The sequence below is a fragment of the Sinorhizobium garamanticum genome, assembly GCF_029892065.1.
Classification (GTDB): Bacteria; Pseudomonadota; Alphaproteobacteria; order Rhizobiales; family Rhizobiaceae; genus Sinorhizobium; species Sinorhizobium garamanticum.
Window position 1 is genome coordinate 2,094,103 of sequence record NZ_CP120373.1, and the last position, 15,898, is coordinate 2,110,000.

The 15,898-nt window shown below is 61.9% G+C and carries 11 protein-coding genes (1 of these 11 cut by a window edge); 7 read left to right on the forward strand and 4 right to left on the reverse strand.

The window, feature by feature from the left end; genetic code table 11:
- Window positions 1-3: 3 nt before the first annotated feature.
- Window positions 4-750 (reverse strand): bifunctional 2-polyprenyl-6-hydroxyphenol methylase/3-demethylubiquinol 3-O-methyltransferase UbiG, encoded by a 747-nt coding sequence (gene ubiG / locus PZN02_RS09700; RefSeq protein ID WP_280661345.1) that lies wholly within the window; start codon window positions 748-750, stop codon window positions 4-6.
- 259 nt (window positions 751-1,009) lie between these two features.
- A complete protein-coding gene (locus PZN02_RS09705) occupies window positions 1,010-1,555 on the reverse strand; it encodes a dihydrofolate reductase family protein (protein WP_280661346.1) in 546 nt (181 codons plus the stop codon).
- A gap of 85 nt (window positions 1,556-1,640) precedes the next feature.
- On the opposite strand from PZN02_RS09705, the gene PZN02_RS09710 reads away from it, so the two are divergent.
- Window positions 1,641-2,186: a methyltransferase domain-containing protein gene (locus PZN02_RS09710; RefSeq protein ID WP_280661347.1), complete on the forward strand. Its 546-nt coding sequence runs from the start codon at window positions 1,641-1,643 to the stop codon at window positions 2,184-2,186.
- 67 nt (window positions 2,187-2,253) lie between these two features.
- On the opposite strand, the gene PZN02_RS09715 is transcribed toward PZN02_RS09710, so the two are convergent.
- Window positions 2,254-3,783 carry an ABC-F family ATP-binding cassette domain-containing protein gene (locus PZN02_RS09715; RefSeq protein ID WP_280661348.1) on the reverse strand — a complete coding sequence of 510 codons (1,530 nt, stop codon included), beginning with the start codon at window positions 3,781-3,783 and terminating at the stop codon, window positions 2,254-2,256.
- A gap of 586 nt (window positions 3,784-4,369) precedes the next feature.
- Between PZN02_RS09715 and PZN02_RS09720 the strand changes: the two genes are divergently transcribed.
- The 6 genes from PZN02_RS09720 to clpB all read left to right on the forward strand — a co-directional run bounded on the left by PZN02_RS09720 (window position 4,370) and on the right by clpB (window position 14,173).
- A complete protein-coding gene (locus tag PZN02_RS09720; protein WP_280661349.1) occupies window positions 4,370-5,644 on the forward strand; it encodes an aspartate kinase in 1,275 nt (424 codons plus the stop codon).
- A gap of 92 nt (window positions 5,645-5,736) precedes the next feature.
- Window positions 5,737-8,004: a phosphoenolpyruvate--protein phosphotransferase gene (gene ptsP / locus PZN02_RS09725; RefSeq protein ID WP_280661350.1), complete on the forward strand. Its 2,268-nt coding sequence runs from the start codon at window positions 5,737-5,739 to the stop codon at window positions 8,002-8,004.
- 171 nt (window positions 8,005-8,175) lie between these two features.
- The gene (gene prfA / locus PZN02_RS09730; protein ID WP_280661351.1) at window positions 8,176-9,258 is read left to right on the forward strand and encodes a peptide chain release factor 1; all 1,083 of its coding nucleotides are present in this window, start codon (window positions 8,176-8,178) and stop codon (window positions 9,256-9,258) included.
- Between the two features lie 6 nt (window positions 9,259-9,264).
- Window positions 9,265-10,146, forward strand: coding sequence for a peptide chain release factor N(5)-glutamine methyltransferase (gene prmC, locus PZN02_RS09735; protein ID WP_280661352.1), 882 nt, complete (start codon window positions 9,265-9,267; stop codon window positions 10,144-10,146).
- A 334-nt stretch (window positions 10,147-10,480) separates the two neighbouring features.
- The gene (locus tag PZN02_RS09740; protein ID WP_280661353.1) at window positions 10,481-11,131 is read left to right on the forward strand and encodes a DUF4167 domain-containing protein; all 651 of its coding nucleotides are present in this window, start codon (window positions 10,481-10,483) and stop codon (window positions 11,129-11,131) included.
- A 435-nt stretch (window positions 11,132-11,566) separates the two neighbouring features.
- The gene (gene clpB / locus PZN02_RS09745; protein ID WP_280661354.1) at window positions 11,567-14,173 is read left to right on the forward strand and encodes an ATP-dependent chaperone ClpB; all 2,607 of its coding nucleotides are present in this window, start codon (window positions 11,567-11,569) and stop codon (window positions 14,171-14,173) included.
- 84 nt (window positions 14,174-14,257) lie between these two features.
- Here clpB and PZN02_RS09750 read toward each other — a convergent pair whose 3' ends face one another.
- On the reverse strand, window positions 14,258-15,898 hold the 3' portion of the coding sequence (locus PZN02_RS09750; protein ID WP_280661355.1) for a M23 family metallopeptidase. The gene runs 315 nt beyond the window's last position; the window shows 1,641 of its 1,956 coding nt (coding positions 316-1,956); its start codon lies beyond the right edge, outside the window — the gene reads right to left on this strand; its stop codon occupies window positions 14,258-14,260.

Genomic DNA, 15,898 nt, shown 5'->3' on the forward strand with positions numbered 1-15,898 from the left:
TATTCAGAGCGGCCGTTTGGCGACGATCATGTAGTTGACGTCCATATCCTTCGACAGGTTCCACTGATTGGCGAGCGGGTTGAAGAACACGCCGGTGCGGTCGGCGATTTCCATGCCGCTTGCCTCGAGCGGCTTTTCCAGTTCCTCCGGACGAACCAACTTCTCGTATTGGTGGGTGCCGCGCGGGAGCCAGCGCAACAGGTTTTCCGCGGCGAAGATCGCGAGTGCGGCGGCTTTCACCGTGCGGTTGATGGTAGCTATGAACATCAGCCCGCCCGGGCGCACCATGTGGGCGCAGGTGGTGACGAAGAAATCGACGTCGGCGACATGTTCCACCACCTCCATGTTGAGGACGACATCGAAGCTTTCGCCGGCTTCGGCGAGCGCCTCCGCGGTGACTGCGCGATAATCTACGGAAACGCCGCTCCCGGCCGCGTGGGTCTTGGCGATTCCGATATTCTTTTCCGATGCGTCCGCGCCGAGGACATCTGCGCCCATGCGCGCCATCGGCTCGGAGAGCAGCCCGCCTCCGCAGCCGATATCGAGCAGCCGCAGGCCCTTGAGCGGCTGCGGACCCTTGGGGTCACGGCCGAAATGTTCCGATGCCTTGTCGCGGATATAGGCAAGGCGCACCGGATTGAACTTGTGCAGTGGCCGGAACTTGCCGGTCGGGTCCCACCATTCCGCCGCCATCGCAGAAAACCGGTCCACTTCGCTCTGATCGATCGTGGTGCGTGCCGTGTCGCTCATCAGAGCCTCCCTGCATTTCGCGCCGGCGGATAAGGTTCGACCCGCTCGACATATCTCCGTTCTGATCGTGAAGTCGGACGATCGAAGGGCGATGTCAAGGGGCGAGCTTAACCGTCACGCAGGCCGTCGAGACCCTACTGCATGTTTCCTTAAATCGTAGCCGATTAAAAAACATGCAGTAATTCGAAGTGCTACAGCGTCCTTTGCGCGTCTGATTAGACGCCCGGCGCTGTAGGCGCCCGGACCGGCGAAGAGGAGATCAAGCGGACTGCGGCTGGTAATGCAGGATGACGACGCCGGATTTGAGCGGGCGCGTATGTGTGAGCTTCAGATTCGTGCGTTCCGGAATGTTCTGGAAGAGCGGAACGCCTTTGCCGAGCAGCACGGGATTGATGCCGAGGCGGTATTCGTCAACGAGACCCTCCGCCGTCAGGGTCGAGGCGAAATCGGCGCTGCCGAAGATGAAGATCGTTCCGCCGTCGAGGCGCTTCAGCCGTTCCACCTCGGCGACCGCATCGCCTGAAACGAGCGTCGTGTTGTTCCAGTCGGCGCTCGTCAGCGTTCGAGAGAACACGAACTTCTCGACGCTGTTCATGAACGTGGCGATGTCACCCTCGGCCGCCGGCCAATAGGCCGCCATCATTTCATAGGTCGAACGGCCGAAGAGCAGCGTGCCTGCTTCCATCTGCGTCTCGCCGATATAGGCAGCGAGTTCGTCCTCGAAGATGAACCAGCTTATGTCATGATCCGGCGCCTCGAAGAAGCCGTCGACGCTGACCATGTCCCACATGATAATCTTGCGCATTGTCTTTCCTCCCTGTGACGATGTGCGGCCGCCGTTTTGATATCAGTATGCATGGCGGTAATGACGGTTGGGCGAGGAGGTGGCGGTGCCGAACGACAGGATAGGCTGGGCGGTCGACGTACTATCGCCGGGAGCGTCCGAGCAGATCCTGGAAATCGGTTGCGGCCATGGGGTCGCGGTGACGATGGTTTGCGACAGGCTGACCAATGGTCGCATCGTCGCGGTCGACCGTTCGGCGACGATGATCGCGGCGGCAAAGCGGCGAAATGCCGTTCATCTTGCCGCCGGCCGCGCGCAATTTCGTACCGCCGAGCTCGCCTCCGCGGATTTCGGCGAAGCGCGTTTCGACAAAGCCTTCGCCTTGCGCGTCGGCGTTTTCGCGCGCGCCGACCCCGCGCGCGAGCTTATGGTGCTGAGGCGGCACCTTTCGCCTACGGGACGGCTCTTCCTCTTCCATGACGAGCCCTCCCGCAGCGCCGACGACGTTGCTCGCCGACTTGAGGCGGGCATAAGGCGCAATGCCTGGACAGTGGAAGCGGTGCTGACGCACAGGCTTGAGGGTTGCGACGTCGCCTGTGTCATCGCCCTTCCTCCAAAGCCGGTCGCTGGTGCCGACGAACCGAAGCGGTGAAGTGAGTTGTGTTGTTCCGTCGACCATACGGCACCCGCCAGCGGGCGGGATGCCGTAGGGTGTGCACTCACATCGGACCAGGTGCCGCGGAGGCAAAGAAATCCTCCGGCTCCTCGACCTCGACGAGCCGTCGGTTTTCGATCAGCCAGAAGCGATTGCCGACGGCGCGCACGAAGCTGCGGTCGTGCGAGACGAGTAGGCAGGTCGCTTGGTTGGCCATCAATTCCGACTCCAACGCTTCCTGTCCTTCGATATCCAAGTGGTTGGTCGGCTCGTCGAGCAGGTAGAAATTCGGATTGGTGAGCCTCAGGACAAGCATGGCAAGCCTCGACTTCTGCCCGCCCGAAAGGACAGCGATCGGTCGCGTCTGGAGGTCGATGCCGAGGCCGGCGCCCGCCAGCAGGGCGCGCGCCCTTTGATCGCCAATCTCGAAACGCCGGCCGAGGGCTGCAAGCGGCGTGTCCTCATCCGGCAGGCCGGCGAGGGCCTGATCACTATAGCCGAGCACAACAGACGGCGTCGTCTTGATGCCTTCCGACGCGGGACCCGGTCCGGATATCGCCGTCCTGATCAGGTTGATGAAACACGATTTTCCAGCGCCGTTGCGGCCGAGCAGCACGATGCGGTCGCCCTGGCAGATCCAGAGCTTGCCTGTTTTGAAGAGCGGGCGTCCGTCAGGCGCTTCCACGGGCACATCGTCGAGTGTCACCAGGGTCTTGGCGTGCGTGCCGCGGTTGGCAAGCCGGATCGCCCCGGATGATCGTTCTTGAAAGCCCGGTCGTGCCGCGTCTTCCATGCGCTCCGCCCGCTGGCGTAACTGCTTCGTCTTGACGGTCAGGAGATCGCTGCCGGAGTTGATACCGATATTGTTGAGCTTGGCCGCCTGCCGGCGCAGCTGCTGTGCCGTCTTCATCTCCTTCTGATAACGCCGTCCATCCGAGGCATCGATCTCGTCCAGCGCGCTGCGGGCGCGCGAATAGGGCAGCGAAAACACATGAGACTGCTCGGGACGCAGAAACAGCGTGCGGTTCGTGGTTGCGTCGAGAAAGGCGCGGTCATGGCTGGAGATCAGCACGGGAACGTCGCGGGGCAGGCTGTTGAGCCAATTTTCCAGCTGCATGATCTTGGCAAGATCGAGATGGTTCGTCGGTTCGTCGAGCAGCAGCGCGTCCGGATCGGTGACCGAGACGCGGGCAAGTAGCGCGAGCCTCTGCCAGCCGCCGCTGAGCTCCGCGATCGGCCGTTCGCGAAGCTCCAGCGGAACTTCGAGCGAATCCAGCATGACGTCGACCCGCCAGCTCTCGGTCTCTGCCTGTTCCTCCGGCAACGCCTGGCGGACCGCTTCGTAGAATGGCTTGTCCAAGATGGCGGCCGGTACCGCTTGCTCGACATGGCCGACAGTAAGGCCGCGCGAGCGCGTGATTTCGCCGGCTGTCGGATCAAACCCGCCCGCGATGCATTTCAAGAGCGTGGATTTTCCCCGGCCGTTGGCGGCGACGATGCCGATGCGGTCGCCGGCTGCGATCGAAAGGTTGAGGTTCGAAAAGAGCGGCGCGCCCAAGGTGACGCCGAGGTTCTTTACGTTGATCAAGGCCATTGTGGTTCTCTGGACTGCCCGAGCTATGCTTCCGTTTCCGACAAGTGCGGAAGGAGCGGAAGCGGATGGCCGGATGCAAACGTCAGCACGTTGCTTGGGGCCATTCGGCTCGGTTTGGTGACGATGGGCGGTGCCAACGAACCTTATGGTTCGGCTCCGCACGACGACTGGGCAGACCAGGAAACGATGAGAAAGAGATTCAGTCTCTGGTCAGCCCTGCAAACGCATTTGCAGGGCGGAGACGGGGCCACGCTGGCGGTGGTGCCGAAAATAAGTAATCACGCGCAGCCCTCCCTTCATCACTTGAGTTGCGGTGTCTTAGCATCGCGGAAAAAGACTTGCAACCTAGGCGAGACAAGAGGGCCCAAAACCATCCCAAACGCCCGCCGAAACCAAGGCCATTCCGTCGCCTTGCCATTGCACGTCGCCCATTGATCCGCTAAGAGACGCCGCGACTTTCCGCTCCCCGTAGCGGTGACTGGCCGATGTCCGAGAAGTCCCAAGCTTTTTTGATCGTCAGCCGCCGGCGGGGGACGCTTTCCCTGTCGCGCGCTCGCGCGCAAACATCGGTACCGGTAGAGGCGAAATGGCACGCATCGTGATGAAATTCGGCGGAACGTCCGTCGCAAATTTGGAACGCATCTACAATGTCGCCCGCCATGTGAAACGTGAAGTCGATGCCGGCCACGAGGTCGCCGTCGTGGTTTCCGCCATGTCCGGCAAGACCAACGAACTGGTCGGCTGGGTGGAGAACATGCCGAAGGTTGCCGGTTCGAACGCCCCATTTTACGACGCGCGTGAATACGATGCGGTTGTCGCCTCCGGTGAGCAGGTCACCTCCGGGCTGCTCGCGATCGCGCTGCAATCGATGGACATCAACGCGCGCTCCTGGCAGGGCTGGCAGGTCCCGATCAAGACCGACAATGCCCACGGTGCCGCGCGCATCCTCGATATCGAAGGCGCGGACATCATCCGCCGCATGGGCGAGGGCCAGGTGGCGGTCATCGCCGGCTTCCAAGGTCTCGGTCCGGACAATCGCATGGCGACGCTCGGCCGTGGCGGCTCCGACACCTCGGCCGTCGCCATCGCTGCTGCCGTCAAGGCCGAGCGATGCGATATCTACACCGATGTCGACGGCGTCTACACCACCGACCCGCGGATCGAGCCCAAGGCGCGGCGGCTGAAGAAAATCGCCTTCGAAGAAATGCTGGAAATGGCCTCGCTCGGCGCCAAGGTGCTGCAGGTGCGCTCGGTCGAGCTCGCCATGGTGCACAAGGTTCGCACTTTCGTGCGCTCTTCTTTCGAGGATCCCGATGCGCCGGGCATGGGTGACCTTCTGAACCCGCCCGGAACGCTGATTTGTGATGAGGATGAGATCGTGGAACAGGAAGTCGTAACCGGCATTGCCTATGCCAAGGATGAAGCTCAGATTTCGCTGCGCCGCCTGGCAGACCGGCCGGGCGTTTCCGCCGCGATCTTCGGTCCGCTGGCGGAAGCCCATATCAACGTCGACATGATCGTCCAGAACATCTCGGAAGACGGCTCGAAGACGGACATGACCTTCACCGTGCCCTCCGGCGATGTCGACAAGGCGTTGAAGGTACTTTCCGACAACAAGGAAAAGATCGGCTACGACGTCGCCCAGTCGGAATCCGGCCTCGTCAAGGTCTCGGTGATCGGTATCGGCATGCGCAGCCATGCGGGCGTCGCCGCATCGGCCTTCCGGGCGCTTGCCGACAAGGGAATCAACATCAAGGCGATTACCACGTCCGAAATCAAGATATCCATTCTGATCGACGGTCCATATGCGGAATTGGCGGTTCGCACTTTGCATTCCGCCTACGGTCTGGATAAGAGTTAAACAGCAGACATTTCGATTTGGGATTCGCGGCTCGAAAGGCCGCGGATCCTGATATATGTCGTCGGTAATTCTTATTCTGGAGACCTTACGCGATGAGAGACCTTTCCGCAGGTCCGCGCGTTCTCCTCAAGCGGTTGCGCGAGCTCATGGCGGAACCGCTCGAGCCGCAGGAGCGCCTGGACCGGATCGTGCGCCAAATCGCACAGAACATGGTCGCGGAAGTGTGCTCCGTCTACGTGCTGCGTTCCGATGGCGTGCTCGAACTTTACGCCACCGAAGGTCTGAACAAGACCGCGGTTCACCTGGCGCAGTTGAAGATGGGGCAAGGTCTCGTCGGCACGATTGCCGCCTCGGCACGGCCGCTCAATCTGTCCGACGCGCAGTCTCATCCAGCCTTCACCTACCTGCCGGAGACGGGCGAAGAGATCTACCACTCCTTCCTCGGCGTGCCGATCCTGCGCACGGGGCGCGCGCTCGGCGTTCTCGTCGTGCAGAACAAGGCGATGCGCAACTATCGCGAGGACGAGGTCGAGGCGCTCGAAACAACGGCGATGGTTCTCGCCGAGATGGTCGCGACCGGCGAATTGAAGAAGATCACCAAGCCGGGGCTCGAACTCGATCTTTCACGCCCGGTCTCGATCGAGGGCAACAGCTTTGGCGAAGGCATAGGTCTCGGCTACGTCGTACTGCACGAGCCGAGAATCGTCGTCACGAACCTGCTCAACGAGGATACCGAACAGGAGCTGCAGCGCCTCGCCGAGGCGCTCGGGTCGCTCCGCATCTCGATCGACGACATGCTGTCGCGCCGTGACGTGTCGATGGAGGGCGAGCATCGGGCGGTGCTCGAAACCTATCGGATGTTCGCTCACGATCGCGGCTGGGTGAGGAAGCTTGAAGAAGCGATCCGCAATGGCCTGACGGCGGAAGCGGCCGTCGAACGCGTCCAGAGCGAGACCAAGGCGCGGATGATCCGGCTCACGGATCCCTATCTCCGCGAGCGGATGCACGATTTCGACGACCTCGCCAATCGGCTGCTGCGTCAGCTTTCGGGCTATGGCGCCAAGCTTTCGGCCACCGATTTCCCGAATGACGCGATCGTCGTCGCCCGCGCCATGGGTGCGGCGGAACTGCTCGACTATCCGCGAGAGAGAGTGCGCGGCCTGGTCCTTGAAGAGGGCGCGGTCACGAGCCATGTAGTGATCGTCGCCCGCGCTATGGGGATTCCGGTCGTGGGGCAGGCGGCGGGTGCCGTGGCGCTTGCCGAGAACCGTGACGCGATCATCGTCGACGGCGACGACGCGAAAGTGCATTTGCGGCCGTTGGCCGACCTGCAGCGGGCCTACGAGGAGAAAGTGCGGTTCCGTGCCCGCCGGCAAGCGCAGTTTCGTGCACTGAAAGACGTCGAGCCGCTGACGAAGGATGGTAAGCGCATCACGCTGCAGATGAACGCCGGCCTGCTGGTCGATCTGCCGCATCTGAACGAAGCGGGGGCGGAAGGCATCGGCCTTTTCCGCACAGAGTTGCAATTCATGATCGCTTCGACCATGCCGAAGGCCGAGGAACAGGAGGCCTTCTATCGCAGCGTGCTGAAGCAAACGGGCGGCAAGCCGGTGACCTTCCGTACGCTCGACATCGGCGGCGACAAGGTCGTACCTTATTTCCGCGCGGCGGAAGAGGAAAACCCGGCGCTCGGCTGGCGCGCGATCCGGCTTTCGCTCGACCGGCCGGGGCTTCTACGCACGCAGTTGAGGGCGATGCTGCGAGCAGCCGCCGGCGCAGAACTCAAACTGATGCTGCCGATGGTGACGGAAGTCTCCGAGCTCAAGACTGCGCGCGAACTTTTGCAGAAGGAAATCGAGCGTCAGTCGAAGCTTGGCGAGCAGTTGCCGCGCAAGCTGCAGTTCGGTGCGATGCTCGAAGTTCCGGCCCTGATGTGGCAGCTCGACGAACTGATGGCCGAGGTGGATTTCGTTTCCGTCGGTTCGAATGATCTCTTCCAGTTCGCGATGGCCGTCGACCGCGGCAATGCCCGCGTGTCCGATCGTTTCGACATTCTCGACCGGCCATTCCTGCGCATCCTGCGCGAAATAGTGCGGGCCGGCGAGCGCAACGACACGCCGGTCACGCTCTGCGGCGAAATGGCGAGCAAGCCGTTGTCGGCGATGGCGCTGCTCGGCCTCGGCTTCCGCTCGGTGTCGATGTCGCCGACCGCAGTCGGGCCGGTCAAGGCGATGCTTTTGGCGCTCGATGCCAGCAAGCTGGCCGAGATCCTGGAAGCTGCGCTCGACGATGTAAAATCGCAAACGTCCGTTCGGCAGCTCCTTGTCGATTTCGCCGCGGCGAACGGCATACCGGTTTAGATAGGATTGAAGCGTCCTTACAGCGCCGCGCGTCTAATCAGACGCGCAAAGGTCGCTGTAGAGCTTTGAGTTGCTGCATGATTTTGTCCTTAGATCGATTCCGATTTAAGGAATCATGCAGTAGCCACGCCCGGATGATGCCGGGCGGGGCGAACGCATTTGGAGTTACATTTGGCAAAGCTTCCCGTTGAAAAGATGCGCGAACTGGAGCGCCGGTTCGGTGAAATCGAAGCTCGCATGTCGGCCGGGCCGGCGGCAGACGTCTATGTGAAACTGGCCTCGGAGTATTCCGAGCTGCAGCCGGTCGTGACGAAGATCCGTGCCTATGAGAAGGCCACGGCCGAGCTCGCCGACATCAATGCGATGCTTGGCGACCGGACGACGGACAAGGAAATGCGCGACCTCGCGGAGATGGAAAAGCCCGAGGTCGAAGAGCAGATCGAAGCGCTCGAGCAGGAAATTCAGATCCTGCTCCTGCCGAAGGACGCGGCTGACGAAAAAAGCGCGATCCTTGAAATCCGCGCCGGCACGGGCGGTTCGGAAGCGGCACTCTTTGCTGGCGACCTCTTCCGAATGTACGAGCGCTATGCCTCGACAAAGGGCTGGCGTGTCGAGGTCCTTTCCGCAAGCGAGGGCGAGGCCGGCGGCTACAAGGAAATCATCGCCACCGTGTCCGGTCGTGGAGTTTTCTCGCGATTGAAGTTCGAATCCGGCGTCCACCGGGTGCAGCGCGTGCCGGAGACCGAGGCGAGCGGTCGCATCCATACCTCCGCTGCGACGGTAGCGGTCCTGCCCGAGGCTGAAGAGATCGATATCGAGATCCGGCCCGAGGACATCCGCATCGATACGATGCGGTCTTCGGGCGCCGGCGGCCAGCATGTTAACACCACCGACTCGGCGGTCCGCATCACACATATTCCGACAGGCATCGTTGTCACGAGTTCGGAAAAATCGCAGCATCAAAACCGTGCCAAGGCGATGCAGGTGCTGCGCTCGCGGCTCTTCGACATGGAGCGCCAGCGCGCCGACAGCGAGCGGTCGGCGGATCGCAAGAGCCAGGTGGGTTCCGGCGATCGCTCGGAGCGTATTCGCACCTATAATTTCCCGCAGGGCCGCATCACGGATCATCGCATCAACCTGACGCTCTACAAGCTCGACCGGATGATGGAAGGCGAGATCGACGATGTCGTGGATGCGCTGCTGGCGGATCATCAGGCGAGCCAGCTCGCGCTGCTCGGCGAGCAGCAGGGCTGAGCCGCGATGGCCGAGACGCTCGACCGCCTTCTTGCCGAGAGCCGCGACAGGCTGAAGGCCGCCGGTATCGAGACGGCTGCGCTCGATGCGCGGCATCTGATTTCCGGGCTGCTCGGGCTTTCACTGGCTGCATTGATGATACGGGGAGGGGAGGCGGTCGATGACGCCGACGTCGCGCGCGTCCGTGCCGCGGTCGCCCGCCGCGCGGCGCGTGAGCCGGTCTACCGTATCCTGGGCAAAAGAGAATTCTACGGACTGACCCTCAAACTCTCGAAGGACACGCTCGAACCGAGACCGGATACGGAGACACTGGTTGACTGCATGATCCCGCATATGCGGCGGATTGTCGCCAGCAAGGGGACCTGCCGGATCGTCGATCTCGGCACCGGAACAGGGGCAATCTGTCTCGCTCTTCTCGATCAGGTACTTGAAGCCCGCGGTCTCGGTACCGATATATCGGAAGACGCCTTGGCAACGGCGCGCGACAACGCGGAGCGCAACGGCCTTGCCGGACGCTTTCAGACGCTTCGGAGTAACTGGTTCGAAAAGGTCGAGGGGCGGTTCGATGTGATCGTCTCAAATCCGCCTTATATCCAGTCCAAAGTTGTCGAAGAGCTTGAGCCGGAAGTGAAATTCCATGATCCGGCCGCTGCTCTTGATGGCGGAGACGACGGGCTGAATGCCTATCGTGCCATTGCCCTTCACGCTGATCGTCATCTTGAAGCAGACGGCGTAATAGGCTTGGAAATCGGTTTCGATCAAAAGCAGGCGGTAGCGGCGCTGTTCGCAGCGCAAGGGTTCCGTTTGCGTGGCAGCGCGAGGGACCTCGGCGGCAACGACCGAGTCCTTGTATTCAAGCGCGACGGGGAATGCGGCAGCCACCGTTGAAAAAATGCTGCATCGGCACATCTCTTTTCTTGAAGGGCAAAGAAAGGGCTTGGAATCCTAAAGGAAGCGGGCTAGTTTGCCCCCGCGCACTGGGCAGTAAGGTCATCGACCAAAGATTCGCTCCGGTATGACCTGGCCACGGGGATTGCTCTCAAGAAAGAGTTGCTAGGGTTCGACAGTGCCTTGTGCGGGTACCTGTTAATTTGACGTCAGCCAGCGCCGAGACCGCGATATGTGGTCTGTTGCGGCGCGTGTTTTCTCGGGCGCGGACTGATCCCGCCGGGATACGGAACCACATGATCATCATTATCAAGAAAATTCGGGTGAATATACTATGAGGCCAGGACAGCAAAACAAGCGCGGCCGTGGGCGAAATAACAACAATAACAGCGGAAACAACCATAACCGCAAGGGTTCAAATCCGCTTACGCGGACTTACGATAGCTCAGGCCCCGATGTGAAGATTCGCGGTACCGCCCAGCACATCGCCGAGAAATACGGTGCCCTTGCGCGCGACGCCCAGAGTTCTGGTGACCGCGTTATGGCGGAAAACTACCTGCAGCATGCCGAGCACTATAACCGCATCATCGCGGCCGCCCAGGCGCAGATGCAGGATCGTTTCCAGCGCGAAGAGCGCCAGGATTATCAGGACCGGGACGTGATCGATCGCGATCAGGATGATCTGGATCAGGTCTATTCCGAGGACGCGCCCGCTGCCCCGACTGCAGCCGGCCCCGCGGTGAGCGCACCTCAGCCGGTTATCGATGGTTCCGGTCCGCAGCCAGTGATCGAAGGCACGCCTGCCGAAGTAGCAATGGAAGAGGAAACACCGGCGTCGGCGTCTAGCCGCCCGGCTTCTCGCCGTCGCAGTGCGAGCCGCCCACGCCGTCAGCCGCGCCGCGGCGCGCAGGACGAAGCGTCGGGCGAAGCCCAGTCGGACGGAGAAGCTGCCGGCGATGCGCCGGCGCTTGCTACCTCGGAATAAGCTCCTTCACGGCTGCGCTTACGGCCTCTGCCCACGGATTGTTGAAAACCCGGCCGCTTAGCGGCCGGTTTTTTTAATGTCAGCTGCTCACGCGCCGGACCCTGACGTTTTTGCCGGAATCGGATCGCTCCACGTGCCCGTCGAGATTTCCTGAGCGGCTGCCGCGACGGCTCTTTAATTTCTGAAAACGCTGCCCCATATTCCGCTTCGAAGACTTGATCACGCGCAATGCGAGGACGAGCTCTCACTGCATAATTCCTTAGATCGAAATCGATCTAAGGATGAAATTATGCAGCATTTCAAAGCGTCAGCGACCTTTGCGCGTCTGATAAGACGCGCGGCGCTGGAGTGACAGGCTTGCCGAATGCGGGAGCCTGATCCTGAAACGCCGGCCAGTGCCACGAAGATGGGCTCGCCGGGCTATGGAGGTAGAGAATGAATATCGAGAAATATTCCGAGCGTGTCCGCGGTTTCCTGCAATCGGCGCAGACCTATGCGCTGGCAGAGGGACACCAGCAGTTCACGCCCGAGCACGTCCTCAAGGTATTGCTCGACGATGATCAGGGCATGGCCGCGTCTTTGATCGAGCGCGCCGACGGTGATGCACGCGAGGCGCGAGCCGGCACTGCCCAAGCTCTGGCCAAGCTTCCGAAAGTTTCCGGCGGCAATGGTTCCGTCTACCTGTCGCAGCCGCTCGCCAAGGTTTTCACCGCAGCCGAACAGGCCGCGAAGAAGGCCGGCGACAGCTTCGTGACCGTCGAGCGCCTGCTCCTGGCGCTGGCCATCGAAAGCTCGGCTGCCACGGCGTCGATCCTGTCGAAGGCAGGCGTCACGCCGACCAAGCTCAACCAGGTCATCAACGATATCCGCAAGGGGCGTACCGCAGACAGCGCCAATGCCGAGCAAGGCTTCGACTCGCTCAAGAAATACGCGCGCGACCTGACGGCCGAAGCGCGGGAGGGCAAGCTCGACCCGGTCATCGGCCGCGACGACGAAATCCGTCGTACGATCCAGGTGCTTTCGCGCCGGACGAAGAACAATCCGGTGCTGATCGGCGAACCGGGCGTCGGCAAGACGGCGATCGCCGAAGGTCTGGCGCTCCGGATCGTCGATGGCGACGTGCCGGAGAGCCTCAAGGACAAACGCCTGATGGCGCTCGACATGGGTGCGCTGATTGCCGGTGCGAAGTTCCGCGGTGAGTTCGAGGAGCGGCTGAAAGCCGTGCTCAACGAGGTGCGCTCGGAAGAGGGCGAGATCATCCTCTTTATCGACGAGATGCATACGCTGGTCGGTGCCGGCAAGGCAGACGGGGCGATGGACGCCTCGAACCTTTTGAAGCCGGCGCTTGCGCGAGGCGAATTGCACTGCGTCGGCGCGACGACGCTCGACGAATACCGCAGGCATGTCGAGAAGGACGCGGCCCTTGCCCGCCGGTTCCAGCCGGTGTTCATCGATGAGCCGACGGTCGAGGATACGATCTCGATCCTGCGCGGTCTCAAGGAAAAATACGAGCAGCACCACAAGGTGCGGATCTCGGATTCCGCGCTGGTGGCCGCCGCGACCCTTTCCAACCGCTACATCACCGACCGTTTCCTGCCGGACAAGGCAATCGACCTGATGGACGAGGCTGCATCGCGCCTCAGGATGCAGGTCGACTCCAAGCCGGAGGAACTCGACGAACTCGACCGGCGTGTCATTCAGTTGAAGATCGAGCGCGAAGCCCTGAAGAAGGAGACCGACGCTTCCTCCAAGGATCGTCTCGCGAAGCTGGAACTCGACTTGTCCTCTCTCGAAGAAGAGGCTGCCGCGCTGACGGCGCGCTGGCAGGCTGAAAAGCACAAGCTCGGGCAAGCTGCCGATCTCAAGAAGCAGCTCGACGAGGCACGCAACGAGCTTCAGATCGTTCAGCGCAAAGGTGAATTCCAGCGCGCCGGCGAGCTTGCCTACGGCGTGATCCCGAAACTCGAGAAGGAGCTTGCCGAAGCGGAAAGCCAGGACGGTTCAGGCGCCGATGCGATGGTGCAGGAGGTCGTCACTCCCGACAACATTGCCCATATCGTTTCGCGCTGGACCGGCATCCCCGTCGACAAGATGCTCGAAGGCGAGCGCGAGAAGCTGCTCAGGATGGAGGACGAACTGGCAAAATGGGTCGTCGGCCAGGGCGATGCGGTGCAGGCCGTGTCGCGCGCGGTCCGGCGTTCGCGCGCCGGGCTCCAGGATCCGAACCGGCCGATCGGCTCGTTCATCTTCCTCGGGCCTACTGGCGTCGGCAAGACGGAGCTGACCAAGGCGCTTGCCCGGTTCCTCTTCGATGACGAAACGGCGCTGATGCGGATCGACATGTCGGAGTACATGGAGAAGCACTCGGTTGCCCGGCTGATTGGTGCGCCTCCCGGCTATGTCGGTTATGAAGAGGGCGGGGCGCTCACGGAATCCGTTCGCCGCCGGCCTTACCAGGTCGTGCTCTTCGACGAGATCGAGAAGGCCCACCCGGATGTCTTCAACGTGCTCTTGCAGGTGCTCGATGACGGCCGCCTGACCGATGGCCAGGGGCGTACGGTCGACTTCAAGAACACGATGATCATCATGACCTCGAACCTCGGTGCGGAATACCTGACCGCGCTTGGCGAGAACGAGGACAGCGATGCGGTTCGCGATCAGGTGATGGAGGTGGTGAGAGCCGCCTTCCGTCCGGAATTCCTGAACCGCGTGGACGAGATCATCCTGTTCCACCGCCTGCGTCGCTCGGAAATGGGGGCGATTGTCGACATCCAGCTCGAAAGGCTGCGCAAGCTGCTTGCCGATCGCAAGATCACGATCGAACTGGAGGACGATGCGCGGGCCTTCCTGGCTGACAAGGGCTATGACCCCGCCTATGGCGCGCGACCCTTGAAGCGGGCGATCCAGAAATATGTTCAGGATCCGCTGGCTGAGAAGATGCTGCAGGGCGAGTTCCCGGACGGCTCGGTCGTGAAGGTTCTCGCCGGCTCCGACCGGCTGAACTTCAAGCGCGGAACCTCCACCGAGAAGGAAGCAGCGTAAGCTACGCGCGGCGCTGTAGAGCATCAAGGACATGAAAGGCCGCCGAAAGGGCGGCCTTTTCACATGAACACGCTGCGGTAAGTGTTACTTGCTCGCGACCTCGTTGCCCTCGTCCTTGCCGAGGAGTTCATCGATCCGTTCGCGTTCCTTTTCGAACTTCGCCAGCGCTTCTCCTTTAAGCGATTTGCCGCCGGGCAGGCGGATGCGCAGGGGATCCACCTTGTTGCCGTTGACGATCAGCTCGTAGTGCAGATGCGGACCGGTCGAAAGCCCGGTCGTGCCGACCCAGCCGATCACCTGGCCCTGGACGACCTTGGCGCCCGGCTTGACGTTCTTGGCGATCGCGCTCTGGTGGTTGTAGGACGAGACGTAGCCGTTGGCATGGCGGACCAGCGTCTGGTTGCCGTAGCCGCCGGAATCCCAGCCGGCTTTCTCGACCGTGCCGTTGCCGGCGGCGATGATCGGCGTGCCGCGCGGCGCGGACCAGTCAACACCCGTGTGCATGCGGGAAAACCCGAGGATCGGGTGGCGGCGCATGCCGAACCCGGAACGGAAATGGCCGTTCGGAACGGGATTGCGCAAAAGGAACTGGCGGATGCTCTTGCCGTCCTTGTCGAAGTAGTCGATCGAATTGTCGTCCGGATCCTGGAAACGGTAGAACCGGGTCTCGGCGTCGCCGAACTTGGCGTTCACGTAGAGAAGTTCTGAGTCCTCCGTCGCGAGCCCGCTTTCGTCGGTGACCGAGAAGAAGGCCTCGAGCGAATCCGTGGGCTTCAACTGTGCCTGGAAATCGACATTGCTTGCCAACAGCTTGACGACCAGGGCCACCATGTCGGAATTCATGCCGTAGGAAAGAGCGGCTCGATAGATACCGTCGTAGACGCGCGGCAGATCGTGGCCGCTGGTAACGACCGGGGTGCCGTTGTCGTCGAAGGCGGTCGCGACCGCATCGAGTTTCGGCGGCTCGGCACCGGGGATGAAACGGCCCTGGTCGTCGACGGCCATGGTGAGCACGTGACGGTTGCGCGAGTAAATGGTGGCGCGCACGATGCGCGCTTCTTCGCCTTTCTGGATGATGCCGATGCGCAGGACGTCGCCGGCCGCCAGTTCCTTGGCGCCGAGGGCCTCTGCGATATAGCCTCCGGCATCCTCGGCCTGCGCCTTGGCATAGCCAGCATTCACCATCACGGTTGCGATCGGCGTCGGGCGGCGTACCGGGATGACGTCGTCAGCGTATTCGGTGCTCTGCTTGGTGATGTTCTCGTAGGCCGAAACGCTCATGTTCTCCTCGACGATCCGGGCAGAAAGCCCCTGGATCAGATCGAGATCGCCTGCATCCGACGCGAAGCGTTGCGGGTCGACGTAGAAGAGCGAAGCGACCTGCGTATTGCCCTCCGTCAGGACCGAGCCGTTGGTGCGGACGTTTTCCTCCACCTCGTCGAGCGACATGGATGGGCCGAAGGTCAAGCCTGATCCCTTCAGCGGAAAGTCGACGGTTTTCAGCGCCACTTCGGATTCGACATCCGAACCGTAGATGGTACCCGTCCTTGCTGCCGGAGCTTCGGCGTCCGCGTCGTCGGTCGCAAAGATCGCCAGCGGGTCGAATGCGGGATAGTTTTCGGACGTCTGATGATTGGCCGCGAGCGCCATCTTGACATGGACGAAGGGTTGCCGGCGGACGACCTCCTTCTCGCCGTCATGGATCATCGTCGAGACTTCCATCAC

Coding starts and splice junctions, on each gene's coding strand:
- ubiG (WP_280661345.1), bottom strand. CDS start 750: ATGAGCGACACGGCACGCACCACGATCGATCAGAGCGAAGTGGACCGG.
- PZN02_RS09705 (WP_280661346.1), bottom strand. CDS start 1,555: ATGCGCAAGATTATCATGTGGGACATGGTCAGCGTCGACGGCTTCTTC.
- PZN02_RS09715 (WP_280661348.1), bottom strand. CDS start 3,783: ATGGCCTTGATCAACGTAAAGAACCTCGGCGTCACCTTGGGCGCGCCG.
- PZN02_RS09720 (WP_280661349.1), top strand. CDS start 4,370: ATGGCACGCATCGTGATGAAATTCGGCGGAACGTCCGTCGCAAATTTG.
- ptsP (WP_280661350.1), top strand. CDS start 5,737: ATGAGAGACCTTTCCGCAGGTCCGCGCGTTCTCCTCAAGCGGTTGCGC.
- prmC (WP_280661352.1), top strand. CDS start 9,265: ATGGCCGAGACGCTCGACCGCCTTCTTGCCGAGAGCCGCGACAGGCTG.
- PZN02_RS09740 (WP_280661353.1), top strand. CDS start 10,481: ATGAGGCCAGGACAGCAAAACAAGCGCGGCCGTGGGCGAAATAACAAC.
- clpB (WP_280661354.1), top strand. CDS start 11,567: ATGAATATCGAGAAATATTCCGAGCGTGTCCGCGGTTTCCTGCAATCG.